The sequence below is a fragment of the Rummeliibacillus sp. GQ308 genome (genome assembly GCF_059759115.1).
Window position 1 is genome coordinate 2,008,909 of record NZ_JCAXDQ010000001.1, and the last position, 24,404, is coordinate 2,033,312.

General features: G+C 36.0%; 28 protein-coding genes and 2 other annotated features. Of the genes, 5 read left to right on the plus strand and 23 right to left on the minus strand.

The features are described 5' to 3' along the window. Nucleotides 1-17 precede the first annotated feature (17 nt). Both pheS and AC6CHJ_RS10015 read right to left on the minus strand, forming a co-directional pair. On the minus strand, nt 18-1,055 hold the full coding sequence (gene pheS, locus AC6CHJ_RS10010) for a phenylalanine--tRNA ligase subunit alpha (RefSeq protein WP_498288546.1): 1,038 nt from the start codon (nt 1,053-1,055) through the stop codon (nt 18-20). Nucleotides 1,056-1,101: 46 nt separating this feature from the next. Beyond that, nucleotides 1,102-1,345: a binding site (T-box leader), on the minus strand. 102 nt (nt 1,346-1,447) lie between these two features. Beyond that, complete coding sequence (locus AC6CHJ_RS10015; protein ID WP_498288310.1) at nt 1,448-2,209, minus strand: TrmH family RNA methyltransferase; 762 nt, start codon at nt 2,207-2,209, stop codon at nt 1,448-1,450. A gap of 116 nt (nt 2,210-2,325) precedes the next feature. Here AC6CHJ_RS10015 and sspI point away from each other — a divergent pair, with 116 nt between their 5' ends. Beyond that, nucleotides 2,326-2,532, plus strand: a complete 207-nt coding sequence (sspI, locus tag AC6CHJ_RS10020) for a small acid-soluble spore protein SspI (protein WP_066788746.1) — start codon at nt 2,326-2,328, stop codon at nt 2,530-2,532. A gap of 73 nt (nt 2,533-2,605) precedes the next feature. Here sspI and argF read toward each other — a convergent pair whose 3' ends face one another. The 7 genes from argF to hmpA all read right to left on the minus strand — a co-directional run bounded on the left by argF (nt 2,606) and on the right by hmpA (nt 9,360). Continuing rightward, on the minus strand, nt 2,606-3,574 hold the full coding sequence (argF, locus tag AC6CHJ_RS10025; protein WP_498288311.1) for an ornithine carbamoyltransferase: 969 nt from the start codon (nt 3,572-3,574) through the stop codon (nt 2,606-2,608). Nucleotides 3,575-3,710: 136 nt separating this feature from the next. Continuing rightward, entirely contained in the window at nt 3,711-4,799 is a 1,089-nt protein-coding gene (locus tag AC6CHJ_RS10030; RefSeq protein ID WP_498288313.1) for a M42 family metallopeptidase, read from the minus strand. A gap of 68 nt (nt 4,800-4,867) precedes the next feature. Next, on the minus strand, nt 4,868-5,311 hold the full coding sequence (gene dut / locus AC6CHJ_RS10035) for a dUTP diphosphatase (RefSeq protein WP_147195929.1): 444 nt from the start codon (nt 5,309-5,311) through the stop codon (nt 4,868-4,870). Nucleotides 5,312-5,365: 54 nt separating this feature from the next. Beyond that, nucleotides 5,366-5,632 carry a DUF1294 domain-containing protein gene (locus AC6CHJ_RS10040; RefSeq protein ID WP_244946679.1) on the minus strand — a complete coding sequence of 89 codons (267 nt, stop codon included), beginning with the start codon at nt 5,630-5,632 and terminating at the stop codon, nt 5,366-5,368. An 80-nt stretch (nt 5,633-5,712) separates the two neighbouring features. Further along, the gene (locus tag AC6CHJ_RS10045) at nt 5,713-7,353 is read right to left on the minus strand and encodes a DUF5776 domain-containing protein (protein ID WP_498288315.1); all 1,641 of its coding nucleotides are present in this window, start codon (nt 7,351-7,353) and stop codon (nt 5,713-5,715) included. Nucleotides 7,354-7,766: 413 nt separating this feature from the next. After that, nucleotides 7,767-8,006 (minus strand): hypothetical protein, encoded by a 240-nt coding sequence (locus AC6CHJ_RS10050; protein ID WP_498288317.1) that lies wholly within the window; start codon nt 8,004-8,006, stop codon nt 7,767-7,769. 166 nt (nt 8,007-8,172) lie between these two features. Beyond that, complete coding sequence (gene hmpA / locus AC6CHJ_RS10055) at nt 8,173-9,360, minus strand: NO-inducible flavohemoprotein (protein ID WP_498288318.1); 1,188 nt, start codon at nt 9,358-9,360, stop codon at nt 8,173-8,175. Nucleotides 9,361-9,529: 169 nt separating this feature from the next. Between hmpA and AC6CHJ_RS10060 the strand changes: the two genes are divergently transcribed. Continuing rightward, entirely contained in the window at nt 9,530-9,967 is a 438-nt protein-coding gene (locus AC6CHJ_RS10060; RefSeq protein WP_498288319.1) for an RrF2 family transcriptional regulator, read from the plus strand. Between the two features lie 107 nt (nt 9,968-10,074). Here AC6CHJ_RS10060 and rplT read toward each other — a convergent pair whose 3' ends face one another. The 3 genes from rplT to infC are packed head-to-tail and all read right to left on the minus strand — an operon-like array spanning nt 10,075 to nt 11,216. Next, nucleotides 10,075-10,434, minus strand: coding sequence for a 50S ribosomal protein L20 (gene rplT, locus AC6CHJ_RS10065; RefSeq protein ID WP_066788767.1), 360 nt, complete (start codon nt 10,432-10,434; stop codon nt 10,075-10,077). Nucleotides 10,435-10,476: 42 nt separating this feature from the next. After that, a complete protein-coding gene (rpmI, locus tag AC6CHJ_RS10070) occupies nt 10,477-10,677 on the minus strand; it encodes a 50S ribosomal protein L35 (RefSeq protein ID WP_066788770.1) in 201 nt (66 codons plus the stop codon). Between the two features lie 32 nt (nt 10,678-10,709). Next, on the minus strand, nt 10,710-11,216 hold the full coding sequence (gene infC / locus AC6CHJ_RS10075; protein WP_066788772.1) for a translation initiation factor IF-3: 507 nt from the start codon (nt 11,214-11,216) through the stop codon (nt 10,710-10,712). A 428-nt stretch (nt 11,217-11,644) separates the two neighbouring features. Between infC and AC6CHJ_RS10080 the strand changes: the two genes are divergently transcribed. Further along, entirely contained in the window at nt 11,645-12,853 is a 1,209-nt protein-coding gene (locus AC6CHJ_RS10080) for a glycosyltransferase (RefSeq protein ID WP_498288321.1), read from the plus strand. Beyond that, entirely contained in the window at nt 12,834-13,556 is a 723-nt protein-coding gene (locus tag AC6CHJ_RS10085; protein ID WP_498288323.1) for an HAD-IIB family hydrolase, read from the plus strand. The genes AC6CHJ_RS10080 and AC6CHJ_RS10085 overlap by 20 nt, the downstream gene beginning before the upstream one ends. Nucleotides 13,557-13,633: 77 nt before the next feature. Here the strand turns inward: AC6CHJ_RS10085 and AC6CHJ_RS10090 are convergent, their stop codons facing one another. The 6 genes from AC6CHJ_RS10090 to AC6CHJ_RS10115 form a co-directional block, all read right to left on the minus strand. After that, nucleotides 13,634-14,017 carry a hypothetical protein gene (locus tag AC6CHJ_RS10090; RefSeq protein ID WP_249774567.1) on the minus strand — a complete coding sequence of 128 codons (384 nt, stop codon included), beginning with the start codon at nt 14,015-14,017 and terminating at the stop codon, nt 13,634-13,636. Nucleotides 14,018-14,041: 24 nt separating this feature from the next. Next, nucleotides 14,042-14,539 carry a barstar family protein gene (locus AC6CHJ_RS10095; protein WP_249774568.1) on the minus strand — a complete coding sequence of 166 codons (498 nt, stop codon included), beginning with the start codon at nt 14,537-14,539 and terminating at the stop codon, nt 14,042-14,044. Between the two features lie 120 nt (nt 14,540-14,659). Continuing rightward, nucleotides 14,660-15,022, minus strand: a complete 363-nt coding sequence (locus AC6CHJ_RS10100; RefSeq protein ID WP_249774569.1) for a hypothetical protein — start codon at nt 15,020-15,022, stop codon at nt 14,660-14,662. 188 nt (nt 15,023-15,210) lie between these two features. Next, on the minus strand, nt 15,211-16,194 hold the full coding sequence (locus AC6CHJ_RS10105; protein ID WP_498288325.1) for a 3-oxoacyl-[acyl-carrier-protein] synthase III C-terminal domain-containing protein: 984 nt from the start codon (nt 16,192-16,194) through the stop codon (nt 15,211-15,213). 67 nt (nt 16,195-16,261) lie between these two features. Further along, nucleotides 16,262-16,609 carry a hypothetical protein gene (locus tag AC6CHJ_RS10110; RefSeq protein WP_147195951.1) on the minus strand — a complete coding sequence of 116 codons (348 nt, stop codon included), beginning with the start codon at nt 16,607-16,609 and terminating at the stop codon, nt 16,262-16,264. Between the two features lie 396 nt (nt 16,610-17,005). Continuing rightward, a complete protein-coding gene (locus AC6CHJ_RS10115; RefSeq protein WP_392992782.1) occupies nt 17,006-17,470 on the minus strand; it encodes a hypothetical protein in 465 nt (154 codons plus the stop codon). Between the two features lie 115 nt (nt 17,471-17,585). Between AC6CHJ_RS10115 and AC6CHJ_RS10120 the strand changes: the two genes are divergently transcribed. Then, entirely contained in the window at nt 17,586-17,933 is a 348-nt protein-coding gene (locus tag AC6CHJ_RS10120; protein WP_249774572.1) for a DUF2019 domain-containing protein, read from the plus strand. Nucleotides 17,934-18,334: 401 nt separating this feature from the next. Here AC6CHJ_RS10120 and AC6CHJ_RS10125 read toward each other — a convergent pair whose 3' ends face one another. From AC6CHJ_RS10125 to nrdR, 5 genes are all read right to left on the minus strand, one after another. After that, nucleotides 18,335-18,553 (minus strand): hypothetical protein, encoded by a 219-nt coding sequence (locus AC6CHJ_RS10125; RefSeq protein WP_392992779.1) that lies wholly within the window; start codon nt 18,551-18,553, stop codon nt 18,335-18,337. A gap of 241 nt (nt 18,554-18,794) precedes the next feature. Then, nucleotides 18,795-20,717, minus strand: a complete 1,923-nt coding sequence (gene thrS, locus AC6CHJ_RS10130; protein ID WP_249774573.1) for a threonine--tRNA ligase — start codon at nt 20,715-20,717, stop codon at nt 18,795-18,797. A gap of 96 nt (nt 20,718-20,813) precedes the next feature. Then, nucleotides 20,814-21,048: a binding site (T-box leader), on the minus strand. 58 nt (nt 21,049-21,106) lie between these two features. Next, the gene (dnaI, locus tag AC6CHJ_RS10135) at nt 21,107-22,051 is read right to left on the minus strand and encodes a primosomal protein DnaI (RefSeq protein WP_147195962.1); all 945 of its coding nucleotides are present in this window, start codon (nt 22,049-22,051) and stop codon (nt 21,107-21,109) included. Between the two features lies 1 nt (nt 22,052). Then, on the minus strand, nt 22,053-23,855 hold the full coding sequence (locus AC6CHJ_RS10140; protein ID WP_392992772.1) for a DnaD domain protein: 1,803 nt from the start codon (nt 23,853-23,855) through the stop codon (nt 22,053-22,055). 21 nt (nt 23,856-23,876) lie between these two features. Further along, on the minus strand, nt 23,877-24,356 hold the full coding sequence (gene nrdR / locus AC6CHJ_RS10145; RefSeq protein WP_066788799.1) for a transcriptional regulator NrdR: 480 nt from the start codon (nt 24,354-24,356) through the stop codon (nt 23,877-23,879). Between the last annotated feature and the right edge of the window lie 48 nt (nt 24,357-24,404).

Sequence of the window (24,404 nt, forward strand, 5' to 3'; positions counted from 1 at the left end):
CTCTCTCGTCTTCCTCCTTACTCTTCCACGCGATGGAATTGTGATAAAAAGCGTACATCATTTGTATAGAAATGGCGTATATCATCTACACCGTATTTCAGCATGGCAATACGCTCCGGTCCCATACCAAAAGCAAATCCAGATACTTTTTTCGGATCATAACCTGCCATAGTTAATACATTAGGATGGACCATACCTGCTCCAAGGATTTCAATCCAGCCCGTATGTTTGCAGACATTACAGCCTTCTCCTCCGCATTTGAAGCAAGAGATATCCATCTCAACTGACGGCTCTGTGAACGGGAAGAAACTTGGACGCAAACGAATCTCACGGTCGTCACCAAACATTTTCTTCGCGAAAAGATCTAATGTACCTTTTAAATCGCTCATCCGTATATTTTCGCCAACCACTAGGCCTTCGATCTGAGTAAACTGGTGTGAATGTGTTGCATCATCATTATCGCGTCGGAAAACCTTCCCTGGACAAATGATTTTAATCGATTCACCTTTTTTCGCTTCCATTGTACGAGCTTGCACAGGTGATGTATGTGTCCGAAGAAGGATTTCTTCAGATATATAGAAAGTATCTTGCATATCTCTAGCTGGATGTCCTTTTGGCAAGTTGAGCGCTTCAAAGTTATAGTAGTCTTTCTCTACTTCTGGCCCTTCTGCCACTTCATATCCCATAGAGATAAATAGATCTTCAATTTCTTCAATCACACGTGTTAAAGGATGAGCTCCACCCACTTTAACTGGGCGTCCTGGCAATGTAATATCAATTGCTTCCTTCGCTAACTGCTCATTGATTGCCACTTCTTCTAGTTCTACTTTACGAGCATCTAGCGCTTGCTGCACTTCTGCATGCACCTCATTGACTAAAGCGCCCATTTTTGGACGTTCATCTGCAGGAAGTTTCCCCATCCCTTTTGATAACTCTGTGATGGGACCTTTTTTCCCTAGAAATGCTACACGCACTTCATTTAATTGTTTCATGTCCTCAGCAGCCGAAACCTTGCTTAATACTTCTTCTTTTAGCTGAGTTAATTGTTCTAGCATTGCCAAATTAATTCCTCCTTCCAAAAATAAAAAAACCCCGCCCCTAAAAAGGGACGAGGAATACTTCGCGATACCACCCTAGTTATTGCAGATGTGCCAGTTGGGACACCATGCAACCACTTCATTGATTTAACGGTTATTCACCGGCTCACCTTTACAGCATATTGCTGGTCCTGGCGGCTGCTAACGGGGTGAACTTCCATTTAACTTGCATTGCACATGCTTCCAGTCACAGGCATGCACTCCCTAAAATGCTTGTAAAATGTACTCTTCCCGATCTTTGCATTTTTTATAATCCTTATACAAATTCATTATAATCAATCATCTACATGACATCAAGAAATTCTTTTTATGCGAACAATCACACACATATTTATGGATTTTCCATTCGTTTAGGTAGCGAAATAATACAGGACGATACCCGTCGCAACAGCTACATTTAAAGATTCAGCTTGACCCAGTATAGGGATTATGACATTTTTATCTGTTTTAGCCAACAAATCTTCATGTATGCCTGCACCTTCATTGCCCATAATTAAAGCAAATTTGCCTTCTTTTTTTACCTCATGATATAAAACAGCATTTTGTAAAGCAGTTCCATAAACCGGAATTCCTTTCTCTTTCGAGGTATCAATCCATTCTGTTAAATCACCAGTGATAACAGGGATATGAAAAATGGAGCCTTGTGTAGAGCGGACAGTCTTTGGATTATAAGGATCTGCTGTACCCTTGCCTAAAATTACAGCATCAATGCCAGCAGCGTCCGCAGTACGGATCATAGTGCCCACATTGCCTGGATCTTGCACGGCATCAATTAGCAACAATTTGGTACAGCTAGCTTTTTCTGAATCTTGCGTACTCGGTTTTTTCAGATGAGCGAAGATACCTTGGGAATGTTCCGTTTCCGAAAATTCTGCTGCTACCTGCGGAGTTACTTCCACAATAAAAAGCTGATCCAGATTCCAATGGGAAGGAATTTCAACATCTTCTCGGATGATTAGGTTTAATATATCTACTTTACTTTTCAAAGCTTCTTCAATCAAATGGAAACCTTCTATTATAAATTCACCTGAACGATCACGCTCTTTACGTGTTGTCGTTAGCTTCTTCCAATACTTCACAAGTGAATTTTGGGGAGATTCTATTCTTTTCATCATTCTTTCCGCCTTTACCTCTGTTAATACTTCGTAATCATTACTCTCTTTCAGTTTAACAAAAGTATGTATAACAATCGAGTAAATGGCAAAAATATTGTCAGGAGGGATGCCGAATGAATTTTCAAATACGCGATGCCATTAAGCATAATGTGACAGGAAACAGCCCAGACGAATTAAAAAATATTGTGGAAGATGCGATTAAACGCGGTGAAGAACATTTACTTCCAGGTCTTGGCGTATTCTTTGAAACATGGTGGCAGCAAGCTGATAAAAAAGAACAAGATTCTTTCATGAACGAACTTTCAAGAGCTTTCGCTTAAACCAAAAAGTAGCACTTCTTCCATAAGAAGCTGCTACTTTTTCTATCATACGAGAAAGATTTTCTATTATTGCTTAATCGGCTAATATAGAGACAAGCAGTGCTTTTTGAGCATGAAGACGATTTTCTGCTTGCTGGTAGATAACAGAATGGCTGCTATCAATAATAGACGAAGTCACTTCTTCTTCGCGATGTGCAGGCAAACAATGCATAAATATATAATCGGATTTAGCATGTGCGACAAGTGCATCATTTATTTGGAATTCCTTAAAATCTTGCAGGCGTTTTTCGCATTCATCTTCTTGCCCCATCGAAGTCCAAACATCGGTATAGATGATATCAGCATTTGATGCCGCTTCAACCGGATCAAACGTATGCAGAATGGTACTATCATTTGCTGATGCAATGTTTTTGGCCTCGTTCATGATATCTTGGTTAGGTTCATATCCTTTTGGTGTAGCAATAGCTAAATCCATCCCAACATGTGCGCAGGCATTCATTAATGAGTGGACAACATTATTGCCATCGCCTATGTAGGCAAGTTTAAGTCCTTTGAATGTCCCTTTCACTTCATAAATTGTCTCCAAATCAGCTAATGCTTGGCAAGGATGAGCTAGGTCTGTAAGTCCATTAATAACAGGAATGGATGCATGTTTTGCAAGTTCAACTACTTTCTCATGAGAATTTGCCCGAATCATGATGCCTTCTAAATATCCTGAGAGAACATGACCAGTATCTAAAATCGACTCACCACGACCTAGTTGAAGATCGTTTGCATTCATATACATACTTTTTCCGCCAAGCTGATTCATTGCTACTTCAAAGGAAACACGGGTACGCGTCGAGCTTTTTTCGAAAATCATCCCTAGCGTTTTGCCTTCTAATAACGGAGGACAAGCGCCTTCTTTTGTTATCTTTTTCAGCTTAATGGCCAGCTCTATAAGCTGGCTTACTTCTAAACTTGTGCACTCCCCTAACTCCAATAAATCTTTACCTTTCAACGACGTGTCTGTTCTCAATTGACTCTTATCCAGCAATTTCATCTGTACATCCCCTTCCAACTATTTGGTTATTGTCTATTGTATATATGTATAATTATAAATTTAAGTGTATTTTTATAATATTTTAAACATACAAAAAAGGGAAGCCAATAAGTTTTGACTTCCCTTTTCAGAATTACTATTCAAAAATAATGTTATTCACAGTCTCACGATCTAGCTTTTTGATGACTTCTATGATTAATTTTACTGTGTTGTCAAAATCATCACGGTGTAAGATTCCTGCATGCGAGTGGATATAGCGTGTAGCAATTCCAATAGATAAAGCAGGCACACCATTTGCTGTTAAATGTATAGAACCTGCATCTGTACCTCCACCAGGAATTGCTTCATATTGATAAGGAATATTATTTTCTTCCGCTGTATCTACAACCAAGTCTCTTAAACCTCTATGAGCAACCATAGATGCATCATAAATAATGATTTGTGGTCCGTCACCCATTTTGCTGTTTGATTCTTTTGGCGTTACTCCTGGTGTATCTCCTGCAATGCCAACATCAACTGCAAAACCGATATCCGGGTTAATTTTATGTGTAGCTGTTTTTGCACCACGTAGTCCTACTTCTTCTTGCACTACGCCACAGCTGTAGACGATGTTTGGATGTTGTTCATCTTTTAATCCTTTTAATACCTCAATGGCAATCGCACAACCAATGCGGTTATCCCATGCTTTTGCAAGTAAGTGCTTTTCATTTTTCATGACAGTAAATTCAAAGTATGGCGTTACCATATCACCTGGACGTACTCCCCATGATTCCGCTTCTTCCTTAGAAGTTGCTCCAATATCAATAAACATATCTTTAATTTCATAAGGTTGCTTACGTGCTGATGCCGGCAAGATATGCGGAGGTTTTGAACCGATAACACCCACAATTGTTTCACCTTTACGCGTTACGATTTGGACACGCTGAGCAAGCATTACTTGCGACCACCAGCCGCCAACCGTTTGGAATTTCAAAAATCCCTTGTCATCAATTTGCGTTATCATAAAGCCGATTTCATCTAAATGCCCTGCAAGCATAATTTTCGGTCCATCTGGATTACCGACTTTTTCTCCAATCACGCTGCCAAGATTGTCATTCTCCACTTTATCTGCATATGGCTTCAAGTACTTTGTCATAACATCGCGTGCTTCTTTTTCGTTACCCGCAATACCGCGTGCATCTGTTAATTCTTTAAACATCGTTAAAGTTTCATCTAATACAACCACTATTTCGCCCCCCTAAGTATCAATACTTATTCATTATAATGCTAACAATGGTAATTTTCAAAATAAAATTAAAACTTACCTGAAGAACCAAATCCTTTTTGGGAACGATCTGACTGAGAAACTTCGTTTACCTCTTCAAGGTTCACGGCTAATACTGGTGCAATTACCATTTGAGCGATTCGCATATGTTTTTCTACCAAGAAATCTTCTTGTCCATGATTAATTAATATAATTTTGATTTCCCCTCTATATCCTTCATCGATTGTACCAGGGCTATTTAGCACCGTTACGGAATGCTTTAATGCTAAGCCGCTTCTAGGGCGGATTTGTGCTTCTGTCCCCATAGGCAATTCAATGATAATACCAGTTGGGATTAACGCAGATTCACCCGCTTTGATCACGGTATCTTCCACAGCAAATAAATCTAAACCTGCGTCCCCCGGATTAGCGCGATATGGTATTTTGGCATCTTTATGTATGCGTTGTATTTTTAATGTTAATGAATAATCCATCTTTTTTAACCTGCCTTTTATAAATATTTCTTCTCCATCGTATCGAAAAAGAAATCAATTGAAAAGAAATAACATTATACTAATATCGATAATTGCTAACACTGTAAAACCGATAACAAAATGAATTCTTCTAGATTTGTGATGAAACACCATCATGCCTAGCCATGTTCCAACAGCACCACCTATCAAGGCAATAAACCATAACCTTTTTTCAGGGATACGCCATCGTTTATAAATTGCCTTTCTTTTATCCACCCCCATTGTGACAAAACCAATGAATGAGATAATAATAAAATAGATTATATAATAGGTAGATTTCAAAATAGAGTTCTCCTTATGTGATATTTATAAAAATAAAAACGCCATTCAATCTTTTGCTGAATGGCGTGTTTTGGAATCAATTATTTTGTTTCCTGTACATACGATTTATTGGCTGTTAAGTATTGGCCTGAAGTAGTTTTCAATCGTGGTGTACCATTTTTATCAAATGCGATTCCGGCAATATCAAGGACCGTGCCTTTTTTGATAGTTTTAACAGTTGTAGCTGATGAGAAAACTGTACTGTTGTATAAACTTGCAGAGGCTTTTGTTACAATCACTTTCTCAGGTGCTTTAGTGAAATAATTGTCAACTGTTGAGATTGTTTTTATCACATATGCTTTATTTGCAGTGATATATGTGCCTTTGCTAGTTTTTAATCTAGGTGTGCCGCCTGCTGTATATTCAACATCTGTAATGTTTACAACATCACCTTTATCATAGCTACCTGTTTTTGTGTCACTGTTAAATGTCGTGCTATTATAGTTTGTTACATTATCTTTTTGGATAACTACTTTTTCTGGTGCTTCTGTATAGTAATTGTCAATTGAAGATATAACCTTTTTAACATACTGTTTGTTCGCTGTAATATACGTATCATTAGCTGTTCTTAATCTTGGTGTGCCGCCTGCTGTATATTCAACACCTGTAATATCAAGCAATGAATTTTTAGGTAATGTTCTCAACTTGTTTAAAGAAGTAAAGTTTGTGGTACTATAAGTACTAGCGCCACTAGCTTTAGAAACAACAATTTTTGCCGGTGGAGTTGTATAAAAATCACTAATATTTGAAACTACTTTTGACACATATTTTCGATTTGCAGTAATATACTTGCCATCTGTTGTTTGAAGGCGAGGTGTTCCACCCTTCGTATATTTTACAGCTTTAGTAGATAGAATTGTGTTTGCTTTTACTGTTTTAACTTTTGTAGATGAAGAAAAGTTCACACTGTTATAAAGGGTTGCAGAGCTTTTTTTCACTACAATTTTTTTAGGGTTTGTACGATAATAGCTTGAAGTTCCTGCTAAAGTGATATCAGGTTTGAAGAAAGTTTCTAGCGTCTTACCATCTTTTAGCTTATTCAAATCTACATTTCCAGCAATACCTAAAACATTCCCTTGGCTAGTATACTGCCAAAGATCATAATCTTCCACTGTTGGCTTTTCCCAATTCTCAGCTACATCATCATTGTTACCGTAGCGTGCAATCCATAGAAAATCTCTGTTTTTTACGTTTTGCAATCCATATTGTTTATAGTAAGCGTCACCTGTATAAAGACCTACAGGTTTATTGCTAATAGCTTTTAGTTTGTTTATGAAAGCTGTTGTATTTGCGACAATATCGCTTCTTGTGAAACCACTATCAGTAGCTTCTACATCAACTACATAGAATTTTGTTTGCTTGCTAGCTCTTGTATAAAAATTAACGGCTTCTTCTTCAGCTTGCGCTTTATTTGTGTAACGCGCATAACCATATACGCCGAATGGTATTCCGTGTTCTTGTGCTGACTTTTCATAGCTCTTATGATATGAATCTTCTAAACTACCGTCTTGAGTACGGATAATGACAAAATCCAAATCCTTACTTGCTTGACTCCAATTAATATTTCCTTGCCATTTCGATATATCTGCGATGACAGGTTCTTTAGCTAATGCGACATTTGTACCTACTAAACAAAATATAGCTACTGCCATTAGCATAACTATATTTTTAAGACTCCTCATTCCTATTCCTCCTAGTATTAGTAATATTACTAAATATTGACCTTACTAAGGATAGCAAAATTTTAGTAGAATTAACAGGTAATATTTTTATCAATATTGTTACAAAACTTACAATTACGTCTCATTTAAATATAAAAATTATGCTTATCTTGTAAAATAAGAATACAATTTGAACTAGTAATAGTATTTTTTTTAGATAAATTTAACCTGGATGTTTGTTTACAATATTTTTTTACAATAGTACTTTGCAATTATAGGACATCTCATCTAGTAGTTGTTGTGTTACATATGTATGATGCTATCGTTCGATATTTCGTTCATTTTAAATTAGGAATGATTTCTTAATATAAAAAAGCGAGATATCGTAGAACGAAATCTTGCCTTTTACATGGCGTTATTAAGATAGCTATAGTTTATTTTTTGCCAAAGCTCCCTGAAAATTGTTTTACCGCAGCTTTAACTTCTTCTAGTTTTTCAGGTTTTAATAGAGCAATCATTTTCGGTATGAATTCTTGAATATCTTCTTGTGAAAACGTTCCCTCATCTTGCTTTTTGATATTTTCTAAAAGAATTTCTCTTGCTTCCTCTTCTTTACCCTCTTGAACTCGTTGTAAAATAAAGCGCAAAAACATTTCTTGACCTTGTTTATCCATCTTAACTCTCCTTAATAAAGCTAATTTTCAGACCTTAAATGATCTTCTTCCATTATATCATCAAACCCAACAGGGGAATACTTGTTTGTTTAACAGTTAGTAGCTTTACTGTTCAAACTAAAAAATCAAGGACCGAAGCATCAGCCCTTGATTGAATAGCATTTAATTATGCCTTAACAGCAACGTTCAATTGTTGTGCAGGTCCGAAGAATTCAAAGTGAATTTGTGATTCCTTGAAGCCTAATGCATACAACTGGTTGATAATAGCTTCCATAAATACAGCTGGACCACACACATATACATCATTTTCAAGACTCACATTTTTTTGTAAGAATTCTTTTGTGATATAGCCTACTTCATCTGTATTTAATGCGATATAACTTGCATTTGACATTTTCGCAATATTTTCTTGGATCTCGTTATCAAATACATGCAACTTAGAAGTACGAGCGCTATGAATCAATGTTGTTGTTCTGTTTGCGTCAAGTGCTGCTAATGTGTCGAACATTGCCATTAGCGGTGTAATACCCACGCCGCCTGCGATAAATGTTACTGGCGCTTTAGAAGCTAAATCTAATTGGAAGTCGCCAGCTGGTGCGCTTACTTGAATGCGGTCTCCTACTTTAGCTTGGTTGTGTAAGTATAGAGACACTTTACCTTCTGGGTCATTAATGTCTTCACGTTTTACTGAGATACGGAATGCTTCGTTATTTGCAGCTCTAGATAAGCTATATTGACGATTGTGAGTAAATTCATCACCAGGAATTGTTACTTGGACTGTGATATATTGACCTGGTTGATATTCTGGCAATACTTTACCATCTATTGGTTTTAGGTAGAATGATGTAATTTCTTCATTCTCTACTACTTTATCAGCGATTTCGAATTCTTTAAAGAATCTCCAACCACCTTGTTGTTTTTCAGCTTCTTGGTACATTTCTTCTTCTACAGAGATAAATGCATCTGCGATGACGCCGTATGCCTCTGCCCACGCATTAATGATATCATCTGTTGCTGCATCACCTAACACTTCTTTAATTGCACCTAGTAAATGTTCGCCAACAATTGGATAATGTTCTGGTTTAATACCTAAACTTCTGTGTTTATGTGCAATTTGTTTAACAACCGGCATAATAGCACCAAGATTTTCAATGTGTACAGCAGCTGCATACACTGTGTTTGCTAGTGCTGCTTGTTGACGTCCTTTTGCTTGGTTTGCATGGTTGAAAATATTTAATAATTCAGGATGTGCTGCGAACATATTTTTATAGAAGGTTTTTGTAATATTATTTCCGTGTACTTCTAATACTGGTGCAGTTGATTTTACAATATCCATAGTTTGTTGTGATAACATATCAAACACTCCTTTTCTTTTAACAACTCAAAGATACACCTATCTAATTCTTAAAGCAATATTATAAATACATCTTTAACAAAAAAGACATATTTCAAATATATCTTTTAAAAAAGATGAATTCAGTCTAACATGGTATAATGGATATATAGAAATGGTGGTGATCCTCATGCGATTAACTTTGTATACTGATTACTCTTTACGTGTCCTCCTCTACCTCGGTGCGATGGATGCAGAAAAATTAGCCACAATCAAAGAAATATCAGAAGCCTATGGCATATCGAAAAATCACTTAATGAAAGTGACACATGAGCTGGGCAAACTTGGATATATAGAAACAATAAGAGGCCGCGGTGGCGGTATTCGTCTTGCATTAAAACCAGAAGAAATTGTACTAGGCAAAGTGATTCGGGAAACAGAAGAAGATCTCTATTTAGTCGATTGCTTCAACCCGGAATCCGTTGGGTGTATCATTTCACCTGTATGCAGCTTAAAGGGCGCGCTAAATAAAGCCCTCCATGCATATATGTCTGTCTTGGATGAATATACATTATCCGATTTTCTTCATTCAAAAGAGGAAATTGCTGCTATATTGTTTAATGATTAGCTCAATATATAATAAAAAAACCTTTCGTTTATTCAAGAACGAAGGTTTTTTATTATTAAAAAAAGCACAAAAAAACCTATGAAGTTAATCATAGGCTTTTTTTATAATTATTTCGCAACAGCTTTTTTAGCAGCGTCTGCTAATTGAGCGAATGCAGCTGCATCGTTTACAGCAAGATCAGCTAACATTTTGCGGTTAACTTCGATTTCAGCTACTTTTAAACCGTGCATTAAACGGCTGTAAGAAAGACCGTTGATGCGAGCAGCAGCATTGATACGTGTGATCCATAGTTTACGGAAATCACGTTTCTTTTGACGACGGTCACGATAAGCATATTGACCAGATTTCATTACTGCTTGGTTAGCAACTTTATATAATGTATGTTTAGAGCCAAAGTAACCTTTAGCTAATTTTAAAACTTTTTTACGACGAGCGCGTGTTACAGTACCGCCTTTTACGCGTGGCATACAAATTACCTCCTGCTATTCATTACTGAATATATTATATTATTATTTAATGTTTGTAAGTAAAGATTTAATGCGTTTGTAGTCACCAGGTGACACGATGTTAGCTTTACGTAGGTGACGTTTAGCTTTTGTAGATTTGTTTGCGAATAAGTGGCTGCCGTAAGCACGGTCATATTTTAATTTACCAGTACCCGTTTTTTTGAAACGTTTAGCTGCGCCACGGTGAGTTTTCATTTTTGGCATTTCGAATTCCTCCTAAACTGTTCGACTAAAACTTATTTTTTCTCGTTCTTAGGTTGAAGCACTAAGAACATACTTCTGCCTTCCATTTTCGGTTTTTGTTCAACCGTTGCAACGTCGGCACAAGCTTCTGCAAAGCGATCTAATACTTTTTGGCCAATTTCTTTGTGCGTAATTGCACGGCCTTTAAAGCGGATAGAAGCTTTTACTTTGTCCCCTTTTTCAAGGAACTTAATTCCGTTACGCAATTTTGTTTGGAAATCGTGTTCATCGATTGTAGGACTTAATCTTACTTCTTTCATCACGATGACTTTTTGGTTTTTGCGTACTTCGCGATCTTTCTTTTGTTGCTCGAATTTGAATTTACCATAATCCATGATACGAGCTACTGGTGGCTTGGCTTGAGGAGCCACAAGGACAAGATCCAAATTTGCACGTTCTGCAATTGTCAAGGCTTCATTGCGTGTTTTTACTCCAAGCTGATCACCATTATGGTCGATTACACGAAGTTCACGTGCGCGAATGCCTTCGTTTACATACATGTCTTTGCTAATAACAATCCACCTCCAAGTAGTGTCGCGAATACATGGTTTGGGCTAGTTGCCCGATGATCGGTACGGTACTTTCGATGTCCACAAAAAAAGGCGGACATTAGTCGAAATGTCCGCCCGCGAGATATATGTACACGCGAAAATGCGTGATCCGTTCTATCATAGTACCTGTCAACATCAAAAATCGAACAGGTGAGAAGCGGGCAGCCTCTACTTCAACCACAAACTTGTATTCATAACCTTAACTATAATAACATGCTCGCAAAACACTGTCAATTAATAATACAAATCTTCTTTTACTCGACACAAACTCTCGCTATCTTACTTCGCAATGTTTCAATTCCAGTCTAAAAGGCTATAGAACAACATATGCTAGGTTTTCAGAAATTTTATTAATTACTTTAGTGGGGGAGAGAAAAATGTTGAAACAAAAAATATTATTTATTTCAGAACATGGTGATCCGCTTGTTCCACTTGGTAGTAAACAAGCAGGCGGGCAAAACAACTATGTAAAACAACTGGCGCTGGCTTTAGAAGAAAAAGATTATGAAGTAGATGTGATTACACATTGGTCAAATGCACAGTCGCCTCAAATAGAACACTTCGGAAAGAATAATCGCGTAATACGCATTGCTGCAGGTCATATAGGAGCCATTGAAAAAGAAAAGATCTTTGACTTACTGCCTGCTTTTTATAAAGAGATGCTCCAGCTTATTCATATAGAAGAATACTCACTCGTACACACGCATTACTGGATGTCAGGTATTTTAGGCAGCATGCTCAAGAACGAATTTAACATACCATGGGTGCACACTAATCATTCACTCGGCATAGCTAAGAAAAATGGTATTGGCGAAGCAAGTCAAATTCGTCTTCAAATGGAGAACAAGGTGCTTACAGAAGCTGATGAAATTATTGCTACCACTCAAAATGAAAAAGAGTTGATTGAGAGCACAGTTCCATCCCCTGCTCCTATCAAAGTGGTTTCCATTGGCGTTTCTGCAAGGTATATTGAGACCCCGCTTAATCTTCATCAGGATCCATACTACTTATATGTCGGCCGTTTGGAAAAACCAAAGGGCATTTATGTCTTACTTGAAGCCTTCAAATTATTATTACAGAACCATCAAGTGCCAGATGACATTAAATTATTTGTCATAGGTGGGAGTAAAAATGCCATCGATCACATGACAAACGATCCTAAAAACAAAGATTTACGCGAGGCAATTAAAGGATTTGAAGATCGTATCCTATTCTTAGGGCCAAAAACAGAAAAAGAACTTGCCGATTATTATCGCAATGCCATTGCAACTATTGTTCCATCATTCTACGAATCATTCGGCATGGTGGCAGCTGAAGCACAAGCATGCGGTTGCCCAGTTATTGCTTCTAAAGTTGGCGGATTGCAAGATGTCGTTCTCCCTAGACGCACTGGTCTTCATGTAGCGAGAGGCGATGCTGAAAAATTCGCTGAGGCGATGAATATCCTCTTAAACAATGAAGCTTTAAATAAAGTGCTTGGGTATAATGCTAAAACAAATGCTGAAAAGCAATTTGACTGGTGCGAAATTGCTGGCCAAATCAGCACTATCTATAAGGAGTTACAACATGAATGCATTCAAAAATAACATTATTGCAACTGATTTAGATAATACATTAGTTGGTGACGAAGAAGCTCTTCGTACACTGCTTCGTATAATAGAAGGAACATTCTCTACTATTTTTATTACAGGTAGGCACAAACAATCTACGCTACAATTGTTAGAAGCACATGAGATTCCCCTGCCGGATATTTTGGTTTGCGATGCCGGGGCTACCATCTACACAGGGCCTGATTTCCAACAAGATATTGGCTGGAAACAGAAAACACAGGCACACTGGGAGCCGGAACATATCAAATTCATCATGACCTTCCTTCCTTCAATTGCAAAACATCCTGTACCTAATGAAAATCGCCTATCCTACACCATTCAAGATGAAAATATAGTAGAAGCAGCTAAACTTCAACTAAAAAATGCAGAGATCCCTTGCCATTGCATATATAGTTCAGGGAAAGACTTTGATATATTGCCAGAAGGGGCTAATAAAGGCTCTGCTCTGCAATATGTAATAGAACAATATGCATCCGAAACAGCAAGAGTACTTGCAGCAGGTGATTCAGGAAATGACGAAGATATGCTAACTCAAGGATTTCCAGCTGTCGTCGTTGCTAACCATCAGCCTGAACTCGAAAAACTACGCGGTTATCCAAACATTCACTTTGCAGAACATGAATTTGCTGCAGGTATATTAGAAGGTTGGGAACATTTTTATTCACTTGTGAAGAAATAAGAAAGCGGCTTTCGTTCGAATACACGAAAGCCGTTTTATATTGTCTTCTAATGATACCAAGTTAATTTAGAATTAGTTTATCTAGGTACTGGTTCATCACATTTTTTTATAATTCGTTTAAATTTTTTATCATAGGATACACGATTAATAAAATTATAGTACCATTTTTGATAAAGTCCATTTTCTTCATAATCATGGATAACTTTAAGGATATATATAAAGGTTGGATGGTATTCTAAAACTTCATTTTCTACCATTGATAATCCTTTATGAAAGTATTTAACTGCCTCTTTATACTTCTTAATTTTTGTTAACTCCATCCCTATATTAATCATAACGCTTGATCTCTCTCTTTTATCAGTCAATGTATCCAAACCGTTTTTCAGAGTTGAAATGGCTTTACTATGACATTTTATTTCTGAAAAGAAAAATGCAAGATAAACAGTTTTTTTATACCCCATACTTAACCTCTTTTATATTTGTAATTAGAATAAATGAATTCCATTTATTCCCTTATTGGATTTTAGTTCATTCAATACAGCATCATTCCCATGAATAACAATATGGAAAGGACTAGGTAAAGTAGGAAACGAATCATAATTCCTTCCTTCTCTCCACTCTTTAACCGATGAACCTAATAAACCCATAAAAATTCTTTTTTGTATTTTATCATTTTTACTTAATAGTAAGTGGAAATCTTGGAAAAACAACACGTATTGTTTGCTATTTAGCCATTCTAAATCATTAAGACATTCATCAAGAGAATCCCAATTATTGTTGAAGTAAGGGGGGAATTCAAGTTTTTTCGCAAATTCTTTATAAAAGCGCCTCAAACTTTTACATTTCTCTCCCTCTATTAAAGAAGTAAAATTCTCACTGTTTTTGTAAGATTCTATTGTATGTTCATATAAATTTTTAAATAATTTCTTTTCATATGTCATATGAAAAAGTACTTCAATATTTTCAAAATCAATTGTATTCATGTTTTTCTCCTAATAATTTGTATCACTCTAGTTTTTTATTGCCTTGACAATAAATAAGAAATAATTAGTTCCATGTTAATGGAAGATAAGATGAAGTACTCCAGTGTCTTATTGTATTAACTAATCCAAAATATTATTTTGCTGTTTTTTAGTTTTAAAGCCTTCTAGAACTGTAACAATTGCTATCAACCAAATAAGAGGGTTTTTTATAGAAATCCCTGATAAAGAATGGCCTCCTAGTGCAGTTAATAAAGCTGTAAGCGCTAGTAAATAAACAGTAATGAATACCTTAAATTTCACAGAGGTCTTCTCTTTATTTTTGTTGGTATAATTTATAATAGCGAATAAAACTATAGCAATTAACATCAAGGCAATTAAAAGTGATCTTGGTATATAGAAGATGTTTTGCAAACTAGGAAAGAAATCGTATACTAGCAAAATACTAAGAAACAAAGGAATTATAATATTTTCTAAAATTTTCATACATCACCTCTTTAATATATTTTTAAATACTACAAATTGGCGTTTTCGAAATATCTAAATCTATTTTACTCTTATTTACATACATACACATTATTATTAATAATACTATAAAAGACCTTAAACTCTATAAGAGCTTAAGGTCTACTTTTGTCGTTTAAATTCTTAACATAAATGTAAGATATACACGTTTAATATTTTATAAGTGTTGCCACGAGTTCAAACCCTGCACCAATTGTCCAGAAAATCACATAATCATTTCGCTTTATTTGGCCAGACTTTACTCCTTCGTGTAAAGCTATAAAGGGACTACTTGTACCTGTATAGCCAAACTCATCCCCTACGTATACCACTTGTTCATCAGTTAAGCTAAAATGCTCTTTAATTTTCTTAATGTTACTTAATGCAAATTGTGAAAAACAGTATTTTACTTCACTAGGATTTACGTTATTCCTTTTAAATAGGGTCTCAAGCATGCCATAGGTCGCATCTAAAACTATGCCACCATCAAAAGGAATGGTTCTAGCATACTTTAAGTCACCTGTTTCCCTAATCCCCTTTGTTAATCCTTCTGCTGGATACATCATTTTCTCAGCAAAAACTGTATTTACATGATATGTAGAATCAATAAAACCAACATCTTCTGTTGTTCTTTCTATAATCATAGCCGCAGCACCATCGGCGAAGCATGTATAACATAGTGGATCTTCAGGGTCACTAATTAAGGACCAATAATCCGCTCCGACAATTAATGCATACTGTAACGACGTATTAGACTTCATATAATGACTGACTTGTTCTAGTGCTACCGTCATACCTGCACAATTCGCATTCAAATCGTATACAATTGTTTCTGCTTTCGGTTTAATAGCATCAAATAATCGAATAGCATTTGAAGGTAAAGTAGTTTCTGGCGTTTGTGAGGTAAAAATAATCATATCCAAATCTTTTGCAGTAAGCTTTGTTTTTTCTAAAACAGCATTCACCGCTTTAATTCCCATTGTTAAGGGCGTTTCATTTGGATCATCGATTATATATCGACGTTCTCTTCCCATTGCTTTTAAAAGACCCCGAACATCTTTTCCTTGTTTATCAAAATGCTCTGTATAATAATCATTATCTACACTGTTTTGAGGATGAAAAATAGCCACATCTTTAATTTTAATATTATTCATGCTGCAAAATTCTCCTTTGATGTTCAAAAAGGCTATAGTAAATTACTATAACCTTTTCAGTTTTTATTTATTTGTTGATAACATCAGCATTTGTTAATCCCGCTTTACGGGCAATACGTGATAATTGCATTTTTAATATTGTGTTATTTTGCACTACAAAGATAACTTTTTTGAATCCTGCTTGAAGATAGAGTCCCATAGCGCCTTCTAATGATTCAGCCATTTCTTGATTCAGGACTTTCATGCCTGTGCAATCTACATCCAGCTCAAAATTACTTGCATCAACAGAAGCAACTGTTTGTTGAAATTCGGTAGCAAAACGTTGTGCTTCTGGGATTGACATTTGTTCTCCCACAGTTACTTCTACTTTTTTAGCTGAAATATTTTTTGTGATTTTATAAGTGGATACTGACATAGTCTTACTTTTCCCCTTTTAATATAAATATTTAAGAAAATATGGTGTTTTTACCTTTTCCCTAGAACATTTTAACAAACTAATAATAAAGTTGCAAAATCATTTTTGATAAAAGAGGATACAAAGGCACATTATTCACATATTTTTCACATAAAATTGTCTCTGTATATTTTTAAATCCAGTATACTTTATACCTATAATGACATCTAGCTTAATAATTTTCTACTAGCATTTAACAGAAGCGTTGACTTAGATATAGTTGGAATTAAGAGCTTTAACTCACCTTTACATACTATATATCTTACTTTGCTTCTTTTCTTTTGTTTATTATTATAGCTCTCTATAGTTATGTTTCATCTGAATAAGTAATTCTCTAACTTTAGGACCTCAAAGAATTTAATACTTAATTAAAATTACTTCTTCTACATCAAACTGAAAAATAACAATTTCATTATTTGATAACTGAGTTACTTTTACTCTTTCCTGACTATCTATTGGTAACTCAAAATTTAAACCGTCTAATGATTTAATCATGAAAAAACAAAATCCATTCACATATTCATATTCCCTAAGAATGCTTAGGATTTTATTAAAGTTATTTTTTCTTGAGATACTTATTAAAGAAAATGAGTTGTTCTTTTTAAGAAGTAGATATTCTAGGCCTAATTTTGCTAACATGAAATTAGAAAATAAAATTACAAAACTATATTGTTTCTCCCAATAATCTTTAAAAATGGTTTCTGGTTTTGCTTCTAACATATGATTTAGTTCTCTTGGTTCTTCATTTGTTAGGACAGAAAGTACAAATTCATTTTCATACCGGTCCTCTAACAAATCCAAATCTCTTCTCTGATAAATCATTCCTTATCTCTCCTTTTTGCTAAAAGTTTAATAACCTCTATAGATAAACTTGAATTCAACCGGTATTATATTTAATATTAAAAGTAAAATTTATTCCTAATCAATGGAGTGTTCTATGAATATAAATCTCTTGATAGAAAAGTGTATTAAATCTGCTATTGATTATGGAAATTCTGCATTTGAAGTTGTTGAAAAACCTAGGAAAACAAATAGATTATATGATATATGTTTCAAAAACTTTAAAGAACTAAAAAGAATAGACACTAATGAGTTAGAGAAGTTACTTGATCATCCAAATGATTATGTAAAGTTCAAGTCTGCTATTCACTTTCTATCAGTAAATGAGGAAAAAGCAAAAGAGGTATTAAAACCTTTAGCGAGGAAACCTGATCTGTTTGGTTTTAGTACGGAAATATTACTTAGCGAATGGGATGAAGGAAATTTAAAAGATTATCTTAAATAAAAAATTCAAAGGATTTTTGTTAGTAGTCCTTTGAATTTTACGTTTTTTATATATTATTTAATAAGATGATCCATCTTTAAAATCCCATTTGTAATAAAGTGACTAATGATTACGAAGATAGGTAATACGAAAATTTTTGTTGTTTCCATTAATCTAGATGCCATTACTATAGAGTAATAAATACATACGATTGATAAAATGATCGTACTAATACTTAAATCCTTTTGCATATCCCAAATAGCTTGCAAATAAAAAGCAGAAAATATAAATATAAAAATAAAGATAAAAAGTTTAAAGTAATTCAATATATAAGTCCCCTTTTAACCTTTGTTGTCCCCTAAATTCCTAAATTTATTTGTCTCATAATGAATAATTTAAAATTCACATATAAATCTTAGAGTTTAATAATAAAACAAAAGAATAATTCCAAATAGAAAACAAGCGATCACAAATATAACATAAAAACCAGGAACCCCTAAAGTAACCTCAAGTATTATCGAAATAATGGTTTTAGGTAAACTCGATTTACTCTCTTTATAATCTTTTATTAACAAATTGATTAGCCAAATTAAACTTACTGCTACTATCAATTCTAATAAAATACCAATTAATATGTGCACTTTATATCCCTCCTTTTGCCATCAACTATAAATATTCTCCATACTTTATAGATGACATAAGAAGAGCAGCAAGATACCTTCTTGAGATTGAATTCTAAAAGTAAAATTTTAATAAAATAGCCTAAAAAAATAGTAACTTACTTTTAAATAAAAATAAACTACTTAAGAATAATTATCTAAATTTATTTAAAATCAAAAAGCGGCTTTTCGTCTAATAAACGAAAAGCCGCTTTTGATACATCTAGCCCAAATGTTGTACGTCTTCTAAAATTTTGTTTAGGAATTCATCAAATGGAACTGTTTCAGAATCCTTAGAGCCATACTTGCGGACATTGACGCTGCCATCAGCCATTTCTTTGTCGCCTAGTACAAGCATGTACGGAATCTTTTTCATTTGTGATTCACGGATTTTGTAACCCAGTTTTTCGTCTCGGTAATCCATTTCCACACGCAAGCCTTTTGCTTGAAGTTTTTCTTGTACGCTCTTCGCATAATCGAAGTGCACATCGTTGGAAACAGGGATTACTTGAACTTGCACTGGTGCTAACCATGTTGGGAATGCACCTTTATATTCTTCAATCAAGAATGCAACAAAGCGTTCCATTGTTGATACGACACCGCGGTGAATAACAACAGGACGATGTTGTTTACCGTCTTCTCCTACATAGTTCAGGTCGAAGCGTTCTGGCAATAAGAAGTCAAGCTGTACAGTGGACAATGTTTCTTGTTTGCCGATAGCAGTTTTTACTTGAACATCTAGTTTAGGGCCATAGAATGCCGCTTCCCCTTCAGCTTCATAGTAATCCAATTCTAATTCATCCATTGCTTCTTTCAACATGCTTTGCGCTTTATTCCACATTTCATCATCATCAAAGTACTTTTCAGTATCTTGTGGGTCTCTATAAGACAGACGGAATTCGTAGTCATCCAAGTTGAAATCTTTATATACAGCTAAGATAAGTTCCACTACTTTTTTGAATTCTTCTTTGATTTGATCTGGACGAACGAATAAGTGTGCATCGTTTAGAGTCATGCCGCGGACACGTTGAAGGCCAGATACAGCGCCACTCATTTCGTAACGATGCATAGTGCCAAGCTCTGCAATACGTAGCGGAAGGTCGCGATAAGAATGCATAGATGATTTGTACACCATCATATGGTGCGGACAGTTCATTGGACGAAGCACTAGAGTTTCGTTATCCATCTCCATTGGCGGGAACATATCTTCTTGGTAATGATCCCAGTGGCCCGAAGTTACATACAAGTCTTTTGAGCCAAGAACTGGTGTGTAAACATGTTTGTAGCCAAGAGAGACTTCTTTATCAACGATATAGCGTTCGATTGTACGACGGATTGTCGCACCATTTGGCAGCCATAATGGAAGGCCCATGCCGACTAATTTGTTATTAGTGAATAATTCAAGCTCTTTCCCAATTCTACGGTGGTCACGTTCCTTTGCTTCTTCTAGCATTTGTAGGTGTGCTTTTAAATCTTCCTTGTTAAAGAAGGCAGTACCGTAAATACGTTGAAGCATTTTGTTGTCGGAGTTTCCTCTCCAATAAGCACCAGCGATAGAAAGCAGCTTGAATTCTTTAATTTTTCCTGTTGAAGGTACATGGACACCACGGCAAAGGTCGAAGAATTCGCCTTGTTCGTAGATTGATACTTGTTCATCTTCAGGAATAGCTTCAAGAAGTTCCACTTTGTATTCATCATCTGCAAAGCGTTTTTGCGCTTCTGCACGTGATACGTCGTGACGAACGATTTCAAGATTCTCTGAAATGATTTTTTTCATTTCTTTTTCAATGCGCGGGAAATCGTCTGAAGTGATTGGTTCAGGTGAATCGATATCATAGTAGAAGCCACCTTCAATGACTGGTCCAACACCAAGCTTCACGCCATCGAATAAACGTTTTACAGCTTGTGCAAGTAAATGTGCAGTTGAATGACGCATAACTTCTAATGATTCTTCATCATTCGGTGTTAAGATAGCAATAGTACCATCACTTTCAAGTGGTGTTTTTGTGTCTACTAAAGCACCATTGAATTTGCCGGCAATTGCTTTTTTACGTAGTCCTGGACTGATAGATAAAGCGACTTCATCTGTAGTAATGCCTTTTTCAAACTCTTTTACTGAGCCATCTGGGAATGTTAATTTAATCATTTTTATCTCTCCTTTTTATTTTTTCAAGAGCTCTAGGCCACAAGCTAGGAGATTTTTTGTCTATTTGTTTTTAAATACACAAAAAAACCTCATCCGCAAAGGGACGAGGTTTGTGCTCGTGGTTCCACCCTTCTTCCTTCTAAACAAGAAAATCCTTGTATAGACGAAGCTCAAGATCGGTTAACGGACCGCTTCCGGCGACAATTACTGTTCTCTTTCACTGACGCTGCTCCAAGGGGGTAAATTGAATGCCGTTACTAAGAAGCTCTCACCAGTTGCTTCTCTCTCTTTAAGCCGTACAGACAATTGTTGTCCTTTTCTAAGCATTTAATATTTAGATTATGTTTGAAATTATAAACTGAATCTTTTTGAAAATCAAGTGAAATCATTTAATCTTGATAAAGCCTTCTGTTTTCACCAATCATCTCGAAGTCTGTAGTAAGTGCCTTGACGCGCTCCATGATACGAGCTGCTTTCATGACATCTACTTCCCCTTTTTGTGTTGTCGCGAAATGTTTCTCCAATTGATCATAGTCATAATTGGAGGTAATGAAGACTGGCAAACCCTCATTCATCCGATATTGAAGAATGGTACCAATAATTTCATCTCTCGTCCAAGCAGACAAGTTCTCTGCCCCTATATCATCCAGCATTAAGACGGGTGCTTTTTTGACGAAATCCACTTTTTCTGACAGCGTTTGATCACCAATAGCACTCTTTAATTCACTTAGAAAATCTGGGACATATACCATAACTGTTTTAATTTCCATGGTTGCCAGTTCATTGGCAATGGCGCCAAGTACATATGATTTACCAACACCAAAGTTGCCATAAATATAATAGCCAGTCTTCGGTAATTCACCTGTTTTGCGTACTTTTTGAATAAACAGTTCTGCTACATCACTGATTGTCTCCTTAGAAGGATTGCTTTTATCCAAGTCATCAATACGAGCTTTCAATACATCCTTAGGCATATGCATACTAGAAATCATCGAAGCTGCCCTACGACGGTTATCTTCCATCCTCTTAGTTTGGCATGGAATGTATTCAAGATCGATTTGCCCTCTAATGACTGTGAGCTTTGGAATGAAGCCATTGATCGCATTTTTACAGAGAGCGACAGATTCGCAAGCACTGCAGTCATGATGCTGATTGACATATTCATAAAGCTTGCCTAAACCTCTTTCGACCATTTCCCTATTGGCAACTTGATCGTTTTCAGCGAGAAACTTTTGAACATTTTGATTTTCTAAGATTTCTTTTTGCATTTCGTTATAGCGTGATTGAAATTGTGAATCCATCATTTTTTTCAGTTCTCTGTTAATCGGCTGCATGTTATGAATCCACCTCTCCTTCTTTCAATCCTAATTTTTTCATTACTTCTTGCCGTTTCTTATCATAATCGGTATGAGTTGTTTCTTTGTTTTCCTCTTTTTTCTGCTGTTGTTTCATTTTATTTTCATAGTACCAGTCAGGTACATTTTGCTTTTGGTTGTATGTTTGATTTTTCGGGGTATATTGCTTTCGATTCTTTTGGAGCTGATAATCCTCCGCAAATTTGAACGCCCCTTCAGCACTTTGAACATTATTCTTTCGCCAATTTGTTGCGATAGACTGAAGAAAAGAACTATTTAAATTAGCGTTACTGACATAGTAAGCATAATGAATTAATGTATTCATAACTGGTTTCTTGATGTCGTCATATTTGGCTGTAAAATCTTCTACCACCTTGACATCCTTTTCAAACGGCGTTTTCCCTTTTACAAGCATGCTTAGCAATTCCTTCGGTGAGGCTTGCTCCAGTATTGTAATAGCCTCTTTTTTTAATGCAGCAGGATTTTGAAAATCCTTGTCTACAAAATGAGCTAAATGATAAAATGCGCCCGCGCAGGCTTTGAGAACTTTATATTCTTTTGTATAATCTTTCTTTTCGCTAGGAAGCTGTTGTTTTGGGTCATTGCTTTTTTGTTCTTCAAATTCCCTCGCTAATTTCATTGCTTCCCGCGCTGTTTTTACACCTGTATGTCGCCAATGAGAGGCAATGGTCTCAATGTATTTGCGGTTCAACTTTCCGTGGTTACGCAGAAAAACATAATGTATGAGTACATTAACAACAGGCGTTGACATCTCATATTGCATTACCAAGTCTTCCACTAATTGAATATCATTTGGGAACGGTTCTCTACCGCCCGCTACATCTTTTAGGACATCGATGGGTGAAGAAGATTCAAACCATCGGATTAATTCCATTTCCATCGGATTTAAGTCTTCTTCTATAATTGGCGTATGCTCAAATACTTCTTGTTTTTGGGCAATCGGCTGCATGGACGGTGGCTCTTTTGAAACGGTGAGTTTATAATAATCAGCTGCTTCTTTCTTCAATCGTAGATCACTTAAATTCATCCCGTCATCTAATGCTAGAAGAATCACTTTTTGCATATCAAATGGAGTCAAATGATATAAAAAGGCCAACTTTGCAATCGTAGCTTTAATTTCTGCAGTCAGAATGGAAGAAGGGACAAGCTGTTCAGACAGACTCGTCCGCAGCAATTGAAAATCGAATTCTTCATAGTGGAACGGAAGCTCTTTCGGCTTTTCCTGTAATCCTGTCAATTGGATACCATCTGATGGGATATTATGCGAAACGGGACGATACACATCCGTGAATGAACGTGACACCTCTTGATATCCAAAGTTCGATAACCCTTTTGTCACAAAACGCTGGCGCAAATTACGGTAAGCCGTTTCGCCAATCTTGCTAAACAAAAACATGGAAAGAAGCGGGTCATCAAAGAAAGCAGCGGCATCAAGCGGCGGCATGACATCATATATAAAAGAACGTGTTTCTTGCTCGTCTTTACGCCATGTGCGTAAAAGACCAATTGCTTCTAGTGCAATCCTTGATTCAAAGATACGCGCAATAGGCAAATCTAATGAATTCATTAAATGATAATGGGACATGGAGTAATCCTCTATATTCTCTCCTTCTGCCCATAATAAAAAATAAAGGCTGATCGGCTCTGCACCGATCAACGGTTGATATAGTAATGTAATTAATTTTCGATCATAGCTGGACAAGGGAAAAGGCACACGAATAGTTAAGCGATCAACTGGTTGCAGTTCTTTAAATAAGTTCATTAGCCAACATCTCCACCTTGATTAGTGTCCACTTTCGGTTTCCTTTGACTGTCTTTCAATCAGCTCTCTTAATTCATCAATAAACACATTAATATCTTTAAATTGGCGGTAAACAGATGCAAAGCGGACATACGAAACTTCATCTATTTTAGAGAGACGCTCCATGACCATCTCGCCAATATCCTCAGAACGAACTTCTGCATTGCCGATCCTACGGAGACATTGTTCAATATTAAAAACCAGTTCCTCTAACACATTTAAAGCGACTGGTCGTTTTTCACATGCACGGATGAGCCCCCGCAATACTTTCTCACGGCTAAATTCTTCGCGTGAGCCGTCTTTTTTGATGACAATCAGCGGCATTTCTTCTACTTTTTCAAATGTAGTAAAGCGATAACTGCAAGATTCACATTCTCTTCGGCGGCGTATCGCTTTATTATCATCAACAGGCCGGCTATCGATCACTTTTGTTCCATTATATTGACAAGCTGGACATTTCATAATTTTTCTCTCCTGATTACGCAACATATTAGTTTATCTATTATATCA